This window comes from Pseudomonas sp. B14(2022) (assembly GCF_012030485.1).
In the GTDB taxonomy this organism is placed as follows: Bacteria; Pseudomonadota; Gammaproteobacteria; order Pseudomonadales; family Pseudomonadaceae; genus Aquipseudomonas.
This window is the reverse complement of sequence record NZ_JAAUVM010000023.1, coordinates 43,886-56,293: the sequence shown is the minus strand read 5'-3', so window position 1 is coordinate 56,293 and position 12,408 is coordinate 43,886. Positions and strand designations below refer to the sequence as shown.

The following is a 12,408-nucleotide window of genomic DNA, read 5'->3' as shown; positions in this document are numbered from 1 at the left end:
TACACGATGCGCGTGATGAAGGGATTGCTCGGCCTGCTGCTGGCCATGCCGCTGCTGGCTTCGGCCGAAGAAATTGGCCAGGTGTCGACGGTGTTCAAGTTTGTCGGCCCCAACGACCGGATTGTGGTCGAAGCGTTCGATGACCCCAAGGTCGACGGCGTGACCTGCTATTTGTCGCGCGCCAAGACCGGCGGCGTGAAAGGCGGCCTGGGCCTGGCCGAAGACCGTGCTGAAGCATCTATCGCTTGCCGCCAGGTCGGCCCGATCCGCTTCAAGGGCGAACTCAAGGACGGCGACGAAGTGTTCAAGGAGCGCACCTCGCTGGTGTTCAAGACCATGCAGGTGGTGCGCTTCCTCGACAAGAAGCGCAATACCCTGGTGTACCTGGTCTACAGCGACCGCTTGATCGAAGGCAGCCCGCAGAATGCGGTGACGGCGATTCCTGTTCTGCCGTGGCCGACCGCTCAGTAATTCGCAGGCGGATTTTGCAATCGGCGTCTATGATTGCAGGCTTGCGGGTTGTAATCTCGAAGCGCTGCAACGCAAAGTACATGGAAAATCTGGAGTTCGTCATGAGTGCTTTCCACGACCTGAAACTCAAAGCTTTGGACGGACAAGAGCTGCCGTTGGCGCCCTTCAAGGGGCACGTTGTGCTGGTGGTCAATGTCGCCTCCAAATGTGGCTTGACCCCGCAGTACGCGGCGTTGGAAAACCTTTATCAGCAGTACAAGGACCAGGGATTTACCGTGCTTGGCCTGCCGTGCAACCAGTTTGCAGGCCAGGAACCGGGCACCGAGGAAGAAATCCGCGAGTTCTGCAGCCTGAACTACGGCGTGACCTTCCCCCTGGGCAGCAAACTCGATGTGAACGGTCCTGAGCGTCACCAGCTGTACCGTTTGCTGGCGGGCGAGGGCGCGGAGTTTCCTGGGGATATCACCTGGAATTTCGAGAAATTCCTGCTGGGCAAGGATGGCCGGGTCCTCGCGCGATTCTCGCCGCGTACTGCACCGGATGATCCGACGGTCGTCCAGGCCATCGAAAAAGCCCTGAGTTGAACACCTGCCGGTGCAGCTTCAAGTTCTAAGCTTGAAGCTGCAAGTAGAAGCACAAAGGGTCCTCTTGCAGCTTTAAACTTGCAGCTAGACGCTACCTTCATACCCCTTAATCACCCAAATCAATAGTGCTATTCAGCACGCTGCACTCCCCCATATTATCCACATCATAAACCTCGTCTTCCGTGGAGTGCTCCCATGCCTGTCCAAGCCTTGTTCAAACCGTTCCAGCTCGGTGCACTGCAGCTGTCGACCCGTGTGGTCATGGCGCCGATGACCCGTTCGTTTTCCCCGGGTGGCGTGCCGAATTCCAAGGTCATCGAGTACTACCGCCGCCGAGCCGCTGCCGGCGTGGGCCTGATCATCACCGAAGGCACCGTGGTCGGTCACCCGGCCTCCAACGGCTACCCGAATGTCCCGCATTTCTACGGCGAGGCGGCGCTGGCCGGCTGGAAGAAGGTCGTCGATGCCGTGCACGCCGAAGGTGGCAAGATTGTTCCGCAGCTCTGGCACGTGGGCAGTGTGCGCCGCATCGGTACCGAGCCTGACGCCAGTGTGCCGGCCTACGGCCCGATGGAAAAACTCAAGGATGGCAACGTGGTGGTCCACGGCATGACCTCCCAGGACATCAAGGAGGTGATCGCCGCATTCGCCCAAGCCGCCAAGGATGCCCAGCGCATCGGCATGGACGGTGTGGAAATCCATGGCGCCCATGGCTATCTGGTTGACCAGTTCTTCTGGGAAGGCAGCAACCAGCGCACTGACGAATACGGTGGCAGCCTGGCCAATCGCTCACGCTTCGCCATCGAACTGATCCAAGCTACTCGTGCAGCCGTCGGCCCGGACTTCCCGATCATCTTGCGTTTCTCCCAGTGGAAACAGCAGGATTACACCGCGCGCCTGGTACACACCCCTGAAGCATTGGGTGAATTTCTCAAGCCGCTGTCTGACGCGGGTGTGGATATTTTCCATTGCTCCACCCGTCGTTTCTGGGAGCCGGAATTCGAAGGTTCCGACCTCAACCTGGCGGGCTGGACCCGTCAGCTCACCGGTAAACCGACCATCACTGTGGGCAGCGTCGGCCTGGATGGCGAGTTCCTGCAGTTCATGGTCAACACCGACAAGGTCGCGCAGCCGGCCAGTCTGGAAAAGCTGCTGGAGCGCCTGAACAACGACGAGTTCGACCTGGTGGCGGTGGGCCGTGCGCTGCTGGTGGACCCGGACTGGGCGGTGAAGGTACGTGACGGCCGCGAAGGCGACATTCTGCCGTTCAGTCGTGAGGCGTTGACGACCCTGGTGTAAGCGGCGCCAGGACGGGCACCGGTTGCCCGTCCTCGCACACACCGCGTAACTGGCGCTCGAATTGCTCGATAATCGCCGGCCAGCCCTGGCGACTGGCATGCTGGCGAGCATTCAGTCGGGCCCTGCGCAAGGTCTCGCGCTCTTCCAGCAGCCAGGTAGCAGCATCGCAAAATGCGTTTTCATCTCCCGGCATCGCCAGCACGCCGTTGTAGCCATGGCGAATATGCTGGGTGGCGGCGGCCTGGTCGTACGCCACCACGCCCAGGCCAGAGGCCATTGCCTCCAGCACCACATTGCCGAAGGTTTCGGTCAGGCTGGGGAACAGGAACAAGTCCCCTGATGCGTAATGCCTGGCCAGTTCTTCACCGCGTTGGGTGCCGCAGAACACCGCCTCGGGCAGGTCGCGCTCCAGTATCGGGCGCTGCGGACCATCCCCGACGATGATCAACTTCAGCCGACGCTGTGGATAAGTAGCCTGCAGCCCATCAAAGCACCGTTTGAGCAGCCCGAGGTTTTTCTCCTGGGCCAGGCGCCCCACGTGCAGTACGGCAATATCGTCGTTTTCCAGGCCCCAGCTTTCGCGCAGGGCATTGTCGCGCTTGGCCGGGTGGAACAGTTGGCTATCCACTCCGCGCGCCAGCATCCCCAGGCGCTCGAAATGCCTGCGCTCCAGTTCCAGGCGCTGGCTGGCGCTGGGCACCAGGGTCAAGCTCGAGCGGTTATGAAACCAACGCAGGTAGTGCGTGACCATGCGGCTCAACAGGCTCAAGCCGTACTGGTTGGAGTACTGCTGGAAATTGGTATGAAACCCGCTGACCACGCTGATGCCCAAACGCCGCGCCGCCCGCAGCGCCGACAGCCCCAGCGGCCCTTCAGTGGCGATATACAACACGTCCGGGCGCTGGCGGGTCCAGCGGCGCAGCAACTTGTGCATCGACGACTGGCCCCATTGCAGGCCTGGGTAACCCGGCAGTGGCCAGCCACGGCAGAGCAGTAAACCATCATCGCTGGGCCGGCTCTCGTCGGCGCCCTGGCGCGGGCGTACCAGCTCGACCTGATGGCCGCGCGCGCGTAAACCTTCGCACAGGCGGCCAAGGGTATTGGCCACCCCGTTGATCTCTGGCGGGAAGGTTTCGGTGATCAGGGTGATGTGAAGCGAAGCTGTCGTCATGACCCACAGTGTCGCTATGGGCCATGTCGCCATTGTGTCATGCAGATGATGGATTTATGACTTGACCACTTTCGACGTCGCCATCGCCTCAGCGCCCTGTTCACGCACCCAGAACAACGTCGCCCCGGCCACTGCGGCCGGCATCATCAGCAGGTTGACCACCGGCACCAGCAGCACCAGGTAAACGATGCCGCCGAAACTCATGCTCTGCCAGCGTTTCTGGCGCAGCCAGGCGAGCATTTCGTTCCAGCCCAGCTTGTGGTTGTCGGCCGGGTAGTCGATGTATTGGATCGCCATCATCCACACGCCAAACAGCAACCACAGCGGCGCGGCGATCAGGTTGACCACCGGAATGAACGACAGGATAAACAGGCCGATGGCCCGTGGCAGGAAGTAGCCCAGCTTGCGCATTTCCCGGGCCAGGGTACGCGGGACCATTTCAATCAGCTCGCCCCAACTGAATGCCGGGAAGTCATCAGTGCCACGTACCACCACTTCCACTTTCTCGGAGAGAAAGCCGTTGAACGGTGCCGCGATGATATTGGCGAGCATGGTGAAAGTGAAAAACACCATCAGCACCACCAGCACCACAAACAACGGCCATAGCAGGTAATTCAGAAAGCTCAGCCAGCCGGGCAGGGTCGGCATCAAGTGGTCTACCCACAGGCTGAACTGATGGCCGGCAAAATAGATCAAGCCGACGAACAGCACCAGGTTGATCGCCAGCGGCAGCAGCACAAACAGGCGCAGGCCGGGGCTTAGCACCAGTCTGAGGCCTTCGCGCAGGTATTGCGGGCCGGAAAGGGCAGGGGCGGGCATGGAGAACTCCGAGCAGGATGACGAACGCGCCGACCTTACCGGCTTTGCCTTCAAGGCGAAAGCGTGGTCGGTGTGACGACATCAACGGTAACAAAGGCGTCGATTAATCGGCCTGACTGCATAGAGACCACCTATGAGCTGGATTGTTATTCCGTATTTCCTTAATCTTGCCCCCCTCGATACGCTGCACCCATTATTTTTCAGGGCCTGCGAGTTAAAGCCTTCCCCAAGTGCTTCGTGGTCCCTTTTTTATTCCAGCCGTCTTGTAGTCCGGGCGGTCGATAGGAGTGAGTCATGTCTGATACCCGTCATTCGCGAGTGATTATTCTCGGTTCCGGCCCTGCCGGTTACAGCGCTGCCGTCTACGCTGCCCGAGCCAACCTCAAGCCGCTGCTGATCACCGGCATGCAGGCGGGCGGTCAGTTGACCACCACCACTGAAGTCGACAACTGGCCGGGCGATGTCCACGGCCTGACCGGTCCGGTGCTGATGGAGCGTATGAAAGAGCACGCCGAGCGCTTTGAAACCGAGATTGTGTTTGATCACATCAACAAGGTCGACTTCTCCAAGAAGCCTTACAGCCTGACCGGCGACAGCGGCGTCTACACCTGTGACGCACTGATCATCGCCACTGGCGCCAGCGCCCGTTACCTGGGCCTGCCTTCGGAAGAAGCATTCATGGGCAAAGGCGTTTCCGCTTGCGCCACCTGTGACGGTTTCTTCTACCGCAACAAGCCGGTCGCCGTGGTCGGTGGTGGCAACACTGCCGTGGAAGAGGCGCTGTACCTGGCCAACATCGCCAGCACCGTGACCCTGGTTCACCGCCGCGAGACTTTCCGCGCCGAGAAGATCCTGATCGACAAGCTCCACGCCCGTGTGGCTGAGGGCAAGATCATCCTCAAGCTCAACGCCACCCTGGATGAAGTCCTGGGCGATAACATGGGCGTGACCGGTGCTCGCCTGAAAAACAACGACGGCAGCTTCGACGAGCTGAAAGTCGACGGCGTGTTCATCGCCATCGGTCACACCCCGAACACCTCGTTGTTCGAAGGCGTGCTGGAAGCTAAAGACGGTTACCTGGTGGTGCAAGGCGGCCGTGAAGGCAACGCTACCGCGACCAACATCGAAGGCATCTTCGCTGCCGGCGACGTGGCCGACCATGTCTACCGCCAGGCCATCACTTCGGCCGGCGCCGGTTGCATGGCGGCCCTGGACGCCGAGCGTTACCTCGACGGTTTGAAGGACGCTTCCTTCTAAATTGTTGAAATAAAAAAACCGGCTGCGAGGCCGGTTTTTTATGCGTGCAATTTAACTGACTCAGGATTTGCGGGTCAGTGGCTGGGCGGTGAATGTCACACCTGCCAACCCATGGGCAATCAACGCCCGAATATTGCCATGGTCACTGCCTTCAGGCGTCGCCACCACCGAGCGGTAGTGCTCACCAAACGCCAGCAGCGCTTCCTGGTCGCTCAAGCCTTCCAGCAACGCCAAGCCCAGGGTCTTGCACGAACCTTCGTTTTGCCCGGCAGCGTTTTCCACATCGCCATTGGTGAAGGCTTGCGGCTGATAATCGTAACCGGCAGCGACAAACGCCAGGGTGTCGGCAAAAACATGTGCGCCGCTGTTGAGGCTGGCGCGCAGGGTGTTCAAATCAGTCATGGGTTTTTCCTTTGGCAAACGCCGCCTGTTGCTCGGCGCTGGCTTCTTGCTGGTATTGGGCTTTCCACTCGGCGTACGGCATGCCGTACACCACTTCGCGGGCGTCATCGAGGCTCAGCTCGATCTGGCGCTCGTCGGCCTCGGCCTTGTACCACTTGGACAGGCAGTTGCGGCAGAAGCCGGCGAGGTTCATCAGGTCAATGTTCTGCACATCCTTGCGGCTGTCCAGATGCGCTACCAGCCGGCGGAAGGCGGCGGCTTCGAGTTCGAGGCGTTGTTGATCGTTCATAGGGCTCACTGACAATTCAGGGGTTAGCGGCTGGCCGCCAGGGTAATCGACACCGACTCGGCAAAGCGCAGCGCATGGGGCTTATCCACTTCGACTTCGGCGTACAGCACCGATTCGTTGCTCATCACCAGGTCCAGCAGTTCCTGGGTCAGGCGCTCCAGCAAGGCAAAGCGGTTGCCTTCCACGTGGGCGATGATGGCCTTGGTGATGGTGCGGTAGTTCAGCGCGTGGTCGATGTCGTTGTCGCGCACGGCTTCCTGGGCGGCATACAGGATGGTCAGGTTGATCAGCACATCCTGCTTGTTGAGGATTTCGTCCTCATTGATACCGATGAAGGTGCGCAGGCACAGGTCCTTGACCCGGATGCGCGCCATGCCTGGTTGAAGTTGTGGCATTGCTACTTGCTCCGTCCAATCAGTTGCAGGAACTCCATGCGCGTGGTGTTCGACTCGCGGAACGCGCCGAGCATCACCGAGGTGTTCATGGTTGAATTCTGTTTTTCCACGCCGCGCATCATCATGCACATGTGCTTGGCTTCGATCACCACGGCCACACCGGCCGCCTGGGTCACTTCCTGGATGGCGTCGGCGATTTGCCGGGTGAGGTTTTCCTGGATCTGCAGGCGCCGGGCGAACATGTCGACGATGCGCGCCAGCTTCGACAGGCCCAGCACCTTGCCCGTCGGAATATAGGCCACGTGAGCCTTGCCGATAAAGGGCAGTAGGTGATGCTCGCACAGCGAATACAGCTCGATGTCCTTGAGGATCACCATCTCGTCATTGTCGGAGGCGAACAGTGCGCCGTTGACGATTTCCTCGAGGTTCTGCTCATAGCCATGACACAGGTACTGCATGGCCTTGGCGGCGCGCTTGGGGGTGTCGAGCAGGCCTTCTCGTTCCGGGTCTTCGCCCAGGCCCTTGAGGATCTCGCGGTAATGGTGGGGCAGGGATAAGGTCATACAACATCCTCACAAGCGGCTTACTTGATATGCCGCCCGCCGTTGACGGTCAGGGTGGTCCCGGTGACATAGGGGTTGTCCAGCAGGTAACGCACGCTCTGGTAAATCACCTCCGGCCCGGGTTCGATGCCCAGTGCCGATTTGGCCAAGACCTTGACGCGGTAGGCCGCGTCGTCGCCTTCGTTGAACATCACCATCGCCGGGGCGATGCCGTTGACCTTGATCAGCGGCGCGAACTGCGCGGCAAACGACAGCGTGAGGCTCTCGAGCCCCGCCTTGGTGGCACAGTAGGCGATGTGCTGGCGGCTGCCCTTGCGCACCACGTCATCGCTGATATGCACGATGTCGGCAGGTGTCGAGCGTTGCAGCAAGGGTGAACAATGCAGGTTGATCAGGTAGGGCGCAAGCATGTGCACGCTGAACATATCGCGAAAGGCGCGGCTTTCGTCGCCCGGCGCCTCTGCGACCCACGCCGAAGCATTGTGGATGATTGCACGCAGGCTTTGTGTGTGTGTGTTCAGTTCAGCGATAAACGCGAGAATCCCGGCTTCAGTGGAAAAGTCGGCAAACACACCGACCGCGCCACGCTCGCGCAGGGCCTGCACGCCAGGGCGTTCGCTGCGGTAGCTGAAAATCACCGGTTGGCCCTCGTCCAGCAGGCGTTCGGCGCAATGCAGGCCGACGCGCTGGCCGGCGCCGGTGATCAGGATCGGGGCGTTCGTTGCAGTCATGGGAGGCTCGCGTCGCTGGCAGGCGCAAATCATACCAGCGACGGGCCGCCCCTGTACTCACGCCGCCGCTTCGGAGGCCTTGCGGGGGGCAGGCGCTGGGTGCAGCCAGTTCGCCAGCAGGTGGGTCGACAGCGGAATGAACCAGTACACCATCAAGGGCGTGAGTGCCATTGTGCTGACCAGCACACGTGGCCCCAGCTCGAGTTCACTGAGCAGCGGCCCCAGGACGAAGTTGAACAGCAGCGACACCGGAAAAAACGCCAGCCAGATCGCCACCGCCTGCTTCCAGCGTGGCGGACGGGCGCCCGCTGCGCCAAACCAGCCATCGATGCCCCGTACACGGTGCTCGGACGGGTCGGCGAATAAATCGCTCCCACGGCTCAACCACGCACTGCGTGAGGCGGAAAACTCCCAGGCGTGCAGGGTTTTCTCATCGGCGAAGCGGAAAATGATCTGGAATTCATCGTCATTGGGCGGTGGGGCCAGCACGCCGGAGCCCAGATAGCCGGGGAAATCGGTGGCCAATTGCTCGCCTTCGCGCAGCCAGGCCATCAGTTCTTCATAGCGCCCTTTGGCCACGCGGCGCGCAACCATCAAGGTGACGGGAGAGGTAGACATTGTGTATCTCCAAATGTACGGGTGCGCTGAACCGGGTAGGTGGCGCACAGACGACGCTGCAGGGGTGTTGCAGCGACGTGTAAAAAGCAGGCAAGGATTATTCCTGTTTTACCCGAATACACCAGCGACATTGGTCCGAAAAGCGGGAAACTTGAAAAAGACAGGTGTAAAGGCGTTAAATGAGCGCCCAGTTAACGTTGGTTTTTTGGTCTAAAATGCCCGTGATTACTGCTCCGCTTGATAGTGTTTCGCATCTGGATTCCACCGCTTCCGATGAGCTGTTTCCGATTCGTGAAGTCTCGAGATTGACAGGCGTCAACCCGGTCACCTTGCGTGCCTGGGAGCGCCGTTATGGGCTGATACAGCCCACGCGCACTGAAAGTGGGCATCGCCTCTATTCCAAGGTCGATATACAGACAGTCCATCGTGTTCTCGATTGGATCGAGCGCGGCGTGGCCGTGAGCAAAGTGGGCAAGATTCTCGCTCGTGACGATCAGCAGGCCGAAGCCGTTCGTGCACAGCGCGATGCCGTCGAGGAAAGTGAATGGCCGCAGTGGCAGGCGCGGTTGATGCAGGTCATCAGCGACTTCGACGACCGTCAACTGGAACGTTTGTATGGGCAGGTTCTGGCTACCTACCCACTCGACGTGGTGTTCCAGGACATTCTGATGCCCCTGTGGAATGAGCTGTTGCGTCATCAGGGGCGTTTCGGCCAGGCCAGCGAATGGTTGTTCTTCGACAACTTCCTGCGAGTACGTGCCTTGGAGCGCCTGCAATTGGCGTGCGCTTCACCCGTGCCGCGGGTATTGCTGGCGGCCATGGCGGGTGAGTGCCGTAAGTTGGAGTTGCTGGTGGCGGCGCTCCTGATGAGCAGAGATGACCTGGCCGTGAAAGTGCTGGGCATGGGGCAGCCGGTTGACGAGTTGACGCTGGTCTGCGAGAAAACTCACCCACAGGCCCTGATCCTCTTCTCCAATTACTCGCATAACCATGATCTTGCCGGGCGCTTGAACCGCTTGGCGTTGACCCTGGATTGCCCGCTGCTTCTTGCGGGTGCGGCTTCGGATCTTGCCCAGGACGACCTGGCCGGCACGTCCATCGGCTGCCTGGGCAATGAAGGTCGCCTGATGCGGCGGCGCTTGCAACAGTTTCTCAGCGGCGGGCTGGATACCTGATTTCAGGCATGCATGTGCGGATGGGCCAGGCGGTGCTGGTGCAGGATGAACTGACGCAGGCGCTCGGTTTCATCCACGTCGCTTTGGCTCAAGCGATAAGCAAACAAGCCCCGTGCCGTTTCCCGCTCGAACGCGCCGCGCAGCGCGATGCGTTCGTAGCCCGATGGGCTGAACCACAGGGAAAAGGTTTTTGGCGGCTTGATCCGGCCGCGAATTTCCACCAGTACACCCTTGAATGACACCTCATGCACCCACAGGGCGCCGGCATTGCCCCGGATGTTCTCGAGGGCCACCGGCGTTTCAAGCGCCAGGCGCCACGGGCGTATCATCGGGCCGTCTTCGAAAATACTCGGCACGCCCAAACGCAGATGCATTGCATTGAACTCATCCTCCACCAGATGCAGAGGGAAGGTCAGTTGCTGGTTGTTGAACTGCGCCTGGATGGTGAGATGGTCGTGGGCGGCCAGGCGGGTGAGCAAGTCGCGAATCTGTGCACCGCCGTTGACGGTCAGGCTCGACGAAGCATCCCGCAGGTTGAGTTGCGGGTTGTGTTGCATATTCTGAATGAAATCCAGCTCATCCTGGGTCAGAAGCGCATTGCGTCGCATCGTGCTTGCTCAATAGAGGGGTATTAAAGTGCCATTATCCGCTCTTATGCCTGCACTTTCTAAATTTTGTTTAATCCATTTGTCGCTTTGAGCGCTGCCAGTTCGGCCTTGACCTGCGCCAGTTCGCCTTCCAACTGCGCGACACGCTGCTGGGCCTTGACCTGGAGCGTGACGTCCTTTTGTACACCGACGAAATACGTCTGTTTGTCCGCCGCGTTATAAACCGTTGAAAGCGACAGTTCGTTCCAGAAGTGGCTGCCGTCCTTGCGGTAATTACGCAGGATTTCCCGGCAGGCACCGTCGTTCTCCAACGCTTCGCGGATGGCTATCAGGGCCGGCTGGTCGCGGTCGCCTGACTGCAGGAAGCGGCAATCCTGATAGAGGATTTCGTCGAGGGTGTAGCCGGTCAGCCGTTCGAATGCGGGGTTTACGTAGATCAGCGGCTTGTCCTTGCCTTCTCTTTCAGCGATGACGATGCCGTCGTTGGAAGCGTTGATCACCATGTGCATCAGCTTGGCGTTAATCATTGCGCGGTCCATGGCTTTGGGTTGGAGTTGCCAGTTTAAGACATGCCTTGAATCTTGCACGGCGGGCGCTGAAATATTTGCGCCAGCTGCTAATATCCCAGGCTTTCGCTCAACTACAGGATCAGATTGATGAAAGTCGCCATCCTTTCCGGCTCGGTGTACGGCACGGCTGAAGAAGTCGCCCGCCACGCCGCCGACATCCTCAACAAGGCCGGCTTCGAGGCCTGGCACAACCCCCGCGCGACCTTGGCGGATGTACAAGCCTTCAGTCCGCAAGCCTTTCTGGCGGTGACCTCCACCACCGGTATGGGTGAATTGCCCGACAACCTGCAACCCCTGTATTCAACCCTTCGCGACCAACTGCCCGCCGCCTGGCGTGGCCTGCCCGGCGCGGTGATCGGCCTGGGCGACGCCAGCTACGGCGATACCTTCTGCGGCGGCGGCGAGCAAATGCGCGAGCTGTTCGGCGAGTTGGGTGTGCGTGAAGTGCTGCCGATGCTGCGCCTGGACGCCAGCGAGAGTGTCACTCCGGAAACCGACGCAGAGCCGTGGCTGGCCGAGCTGGTCACTGCACTGCGCGCTTGACCGGGAATTCGCGTAACAACGCCAGCCAGGCCTGGGCGGCTTTCGATAGATAGGCGCCCTCACGCCAGATAAAGGCAATGTCCCAGCGCAGGTAGTCGGGCGCCTTCAACGTCAGGCGCACCACGCCAGGTCGCACCAGCCCACGGGCGACCACGCTGGGCAACAGCACCACCCCTTGGCCGGCGGCCACCAACGCGGCGAGGAAATCTGCCTGGCCACTGCGGCCGATTTCCTTCGGGGTAAAGCCCAACTGCTGACACGCCTGCATCAGACGATCATTGAGCACAAAACTGCGCTGGTACATCAGGAACGGCGTGTCAGCCAATTCTTCAAGGCGTACCTGGGCGTTGTCTGCCAGAGGGTGGTCAATCGGCAGCAGTGCATCCAGTGGTTCATCGCAAAAGGCTTGCCAGGCAAACGCCGGGTCATTGGGCTTCAAGCTGCCTCCCACTTCCAGTTCACCGTTCAGAATCGCCTGCTCGATATTGCGGCTGCCGCCCTCCAGCAACTGGATGGTGACGTTCGGGTAGCGTCGGCGGTACTCGGCAAACAACCCGGCGAACAGCGTGTCGCCCGCCAGCAATGGCAGGCCCAGGCGCAGTTCACCGCGGGTGAGGTGGTGCATATCGTCCAGTTCGCTGAGCAATTCGGACTGCAAGCGCAGCATGGCTTCGGCGCGTTGCAGCACGACTTGACCAGCAGCGGTCAGGCGGATCTGCGAGCCGATACGGTCGAGCAGCGGCGTGCCCAGGCTTTGTTCCAATTGTGCGACCTGCTTGCTGACGGCGGACTGGCTGATATGCAGGGTTTTCCCCGCCTGGGTAAACCCGCCTCGGTGGATCACTTCGACAAAGCTGCGCAGCTGTTTGAATTCCATTGCCTTGATTCCAGTTTGGAATAGTTGGCAGTCTAAC

General features: G+C 60.3%; 17 protein-coding genes. 6 read left to right on the top strand and 11 right to left on the bottom strand.

Annotated features, from left to right (window positions below; genetic code table 11):
- Positions 1–6 precede the first annotated feature (6 nt).
- The 3 genes from HCF10_RS25740 to HCF10_RS25730 all read left to right on the top strand — a co-directional run bounded on the left by HCF10_RS25740 (position 7) and on the right by HCF10_RS25730 (position 2,354).
- Positions 7–471, top strand: coding sequence for a CreA family protein (locus HCF10_RS25740; protein ID WP_131700246.1), 465 nt, complete (start codon positions 7–9; stop codon positions 469–471).
- Positions 472–572: 101 nt separating this feature from the next.
- Entirely contained in the window at positions 573–1,055 is a 483-nt protein-coding gene (locus HCF10_RS25735; protein ID WP_027607649.1) for a glutathione peroxidase, read from the top strand.
- Positions 1,056–1,250: 195 nt separating this feature from the next.
- Positions 1,251–2,354 carry an NADH:flavin oxidoreductase gene (locus tag HCF10_RS25730; protein WP_167656682.1) on the top strand — a complete coding sequence of 368 codons (1,104 nt, stop codon included), beginning with the start codon at positions 1,251–1,253 and terminating at the stop codon, positions 2,352–2,354.
- Here the strand turns inward: HCF10_RS25730 and HCF10_RS25725 are convergent.
- Together HCF10_RS25725 and cysZ are read right to left on the bottom strand one after the other, a co-directional pair.
- On the bottom strand, positions 2,323–3,525 hold the full coding sequence (locus HCF10_RS25725) for a glycosyltransferase family 4 protein (protein WP_131700248.1): 1,203 nt from the start codon (positions 3,523–3,525) through the stop codon (positions 2,323–2,325). The two genes, HCF10_RS25730 and HCF10_RS25725, sit on opposite strands and share 32 nt — an antisense overlap.
- Before the next feature lie 54 nt (positions 3,526–3,579).
- Positions 3,580–4,344, bottom strand: coding sequence for a sulfate transporter CysZ (gene cysZ / locus HCF10_RS25720; RefSeq protein ID WP_131700249.1), 765 nt, complete (start codon positions 4,342–4,344; stop codon positions 3,580–3,582).
- A 294-nt stretch (positions 4,345–4,638) separates the two neighbouring features.
- On the opposite strand from cysZ, the gene trxB reads away from it, so the two are divergent.
- A complete protein-coding gene (trxB, locus tag HCF10_RS25715) occupies positions 4,639–5,601 on the top strand; it encodes a thioredoxin-disulfide reductase (RefSeq protein ID WP_003194076.1) in 963 nt (320 codons plus the stop codon).
- Positions 5,602–5,661: 60 nt separating this feature from the next.
- Here trxB and HCF10_RS25710 read toward each other — a convergent pair whose 3' ends face one another.
- Genes HCF10_RS25710 through HCF10_RS25685 form a run of 6 tightly spaced genes read right to left on the bottom strand, consistent with a single transcriptional unit; the run spans position 5,662 to position 8,599 of the window.
- A complete protein-coding gene (locus HCF10_RS25710; protein WP_145338511.1) occupies positions 5,662–6,003 on the bottom strand; it encodes a HopJ type III effector protein in 342 nt (113 codons plus the stop codon).
- A complete protein-coding gene (locus tag HCF10_RS25705; protein WP_027607644.1) occupies positions 5,996–6,292 on the bottom strand; it encodes a DUF1244 domain-containing protein in 297 nt (98 codons plus the stop codon). The genes HCF10_RS25710 and HCF10_RS25705 overlap by 8 nt, the downstream gene beginning before the upstream one ends.
- A gap of 23 nt (positions 6,293–6,315) precedes the next feature.
- Positions 6,316–6,687 carry a dihydroneopterin triphosphate 2'-epimerase gene (gene folX / locus HCF10_RS25700; protein WP_003194073.1) on the bottom strand — a complete coding sequence of 124 codons (372 nt, stop codon included), beginning with the start codon at positions 6,685–6,687 and terminating at the stop codon, positions 6,316–6,318.
- A gap of 2 nt (positions 6,688–6,689) precedes the next feature.
- On the bottom strand, positions 6,690–7,250 hold the full coding sequence (folE, locus tag HCF10_RS25695; RefSeq protein WP_024077360.1) for a GTP cyclohydrolase I FolE: 561 nt from the start codon (positions 7,248–7,250) through the stop codon (positions 6,690–6,692).
- Between the two features lie 20 nt (positions 7,251–7,270).
- Entirely contained in the window at positions 7,271–7,981 is a 711-nt protein-coding gene (gene folM / locus HCF10_RS25690; RefSeq protein WP_131700251.1) for a dihydromonapterin reductase, read from the bottom strand.
- Positions 7,982–8,038: 57 nt separating this feature from the next.
- Entirely contained in the window at positions 8,039–8,599 is a 561-nt protein-coding gene (locus HCF10_RS25685) for an antibiotic biosynthesis monooxygenase (RefSeq protein ID WP_065939011.1), read from the bottom strand.
- A gap of 215 nt (positions 8,600–8,814) precedes the next feature.
- On the opposite strand from HCF10_RS25685, the gene HCF10_RS25680 reads away from it, so the two are divergent.
- On the top strand, positions 8,815–9,774 hold the full coding sequence (locus tag HCF10_RS25680; RefSeq protein ID WP_167656681.1) for a MerR family transcriptional regulator: 960 nt from the start codon (positions 8,815–8,817) through the stop codon (positions 9,772–9,774).
- Positions 9,775–9,776: 2 nt separating this feature from the next.
- Here the strand turns inward: HCF10_RS25680 and HCF10_RS25675 are convergent, their stop codons facing one another.
- Together HCF10_RS25675 and HCF10_RS25670 are read right to left on the bottom strand one after the other, a co-directional pair.
- Positions 9,777–10,382, bottom strand: coding sequence for a hypothetical protein (locus HCF10_RS25675; RefSeq protein WP_131700254.1), 606 nt, complete (start codon positions 10,380–10,382; stop codon positions 9,777–9,779).
- Positions 10,383–10,441: 59 nt separating this feature from the next.
- Positions 10,442–10,909: a PAS domain-containing protein gene (locus HCF10_RS25670; protein ID WP_131700255.1), complete on the bottom strand. Its 468-nt coding sequence runs from the start codon at positions 10,907–10,909 to the stop codon at positions 10,442–10,444.
- Positions 10,910–11,038: 129 nt separating this feature from the next.
- Here HCF10_RS25670 and HCF10_RS25665 point away from each other — a divergent pair, with 129 nt between their 5' ends.
- Positions 11,039–11,494, top strand: coding sequence for a flavodoxin (locus HCF10_RS25665; RefSeq protein WP_131700256.1), 456 nt, complete (start codon positions 11,039–11,041; stop codon positions 11,492–11,494).
- Here the strand turns inward: HCF10_RS25665 and HCF10_RS25660 are convergent.
- Positions 11,475–12,371 (bottom strand): LysR family transcriptional regulator, encoded by an 897-nt coding sequence (locus HCF10_RS25660; protein ID WP_131700257.1) that lies wholly within the window; start codon positions 12,369–12,371, stop codon positions 11,475–11,477. The two genes, HCF10_RS25665 and HCF10_RS25660, sit on opposite strands and share 20 nt — an antisense overlap.
- Between the last annotated feature and the right edge of the window lie 37 nt (positions 12,372–12,408).

Bases quoted from the DNA above. Each gene is read 5' to 3' on its own strand.
- HCF10_RS25740 (WP_131700246.1), top strand. From the start codon at position 7: ATGCGCGTGATGAAGGGATTGCTCGGCCTGCTGCTGGCCATGCCGCTG.
- HCF10_RS25735 (WP_027607649.1), top strand. From the start codon at position 573: ATGAGTGCTTTCCACGACCTGAAACTCAAAGCTTTGGACGGACAAGAG.
- HCF10_RS25730 (WP_167656682.1), top strand. From the start codon at position 1,251: ATGCCTGTCCAAGCCTTGTTCAAACCGTTCCAGCTCGGTGCACTGCAG.
- HCF10_RS25725 (WP_131700248.1), bottom strand. From the start codon at position 3,525: ATGACGACAGCTTCGCTTCACATCACCCTGATCACCGAAACCTTCCCG.
- cysZ (WP_131700249.1), bottom strand. From the start codon at position 4,344: ATGCCCGCCCCTGCCCTTTCCGGCCCGCAATACCTGCGCGAAGGCCTC.
- trxB (WP_003194076.1), top strand. From the start codon at position 4,639: ATGTCTGATACCCGTCATTCGCGAGTGATTATTCTCGGTTCCGGCCCT.
- HCF10_RS25710 (WP_145338511.1), bottom strand. From the start codon at position 6,003: ATGACTGATTTGAACACCCTGCGCGCCAGCCTCAACAGCGGCGCACAT.
- HCF10_RS25705 (WP_027607644.1), bottom strand. From the start codon at position 6,292: ATGAACGATCAACAACGCCTCGAACTCGAAGCCGCCGCCTTCCGCCGG.
- folX (WP_003194073.1), bottom strand. From the start codon at position 6,687: ATGCCACAACTTCAACCAGGCATGGCGCGCATCCGGGTCAAGGACCTG.
- folE (WP_024077360.1), bottom strand. From the start codon at position 7,250: ATGACCTTATCCCTGCCCCACCATTACCGCGAGATCCTCAAGGGCCTG.
- folM (WP_131700251.1), bottom strand. From the start codon at position 7,981: ATGACTGCAACGAACGCCCCGATCCTGATCACCGGCGCCGGCCAGCGC.
- HCF10_RS25685 (WP_065939011.1), bottom strand. From the start codon at position 8,599: ATGTCTACCTCTCCCGTCACCTTGATGGTTGCGCGCCGCGTGGCCAAA.
- HCF10_RS25680 (WP_167656681.1), top strand. From the start codon at position 8,815: ATGCCCGTGATTACTGCTCCGCTTGATAGTGTTTCGCATCTGGATTCC.
- HCF10_RS25675 (WP_131700254.1), bottom strand. From the start codon at position 10,382: ATGCGACGCAATGCGCTTCTGACCCAGGATGAGCTGGATTTCATTCAG.
- HCF10_RS25670 (WP_131700255.1), bottom strand. From the start codon at position 10,909: ATGATTAACGCCAAGCTGATGCACATGGTGATCAACGCTTCCAACGAC.
- HCF10_RS25665 (WP_131700256.1), top strand. From the start codon at position 11,039: ATGAAAGTCGCCATCCTTTCCGGCTCGGTGTACGGCACGGCTGAAGAA.
- HCF10_RS25660 (WP_131700257.1), bottom strand. From the start codon at position 12,371: ATGGAATTCAAACAGCTGCGCAGCTTTGTCGAAGTGATCCACCGAGGC.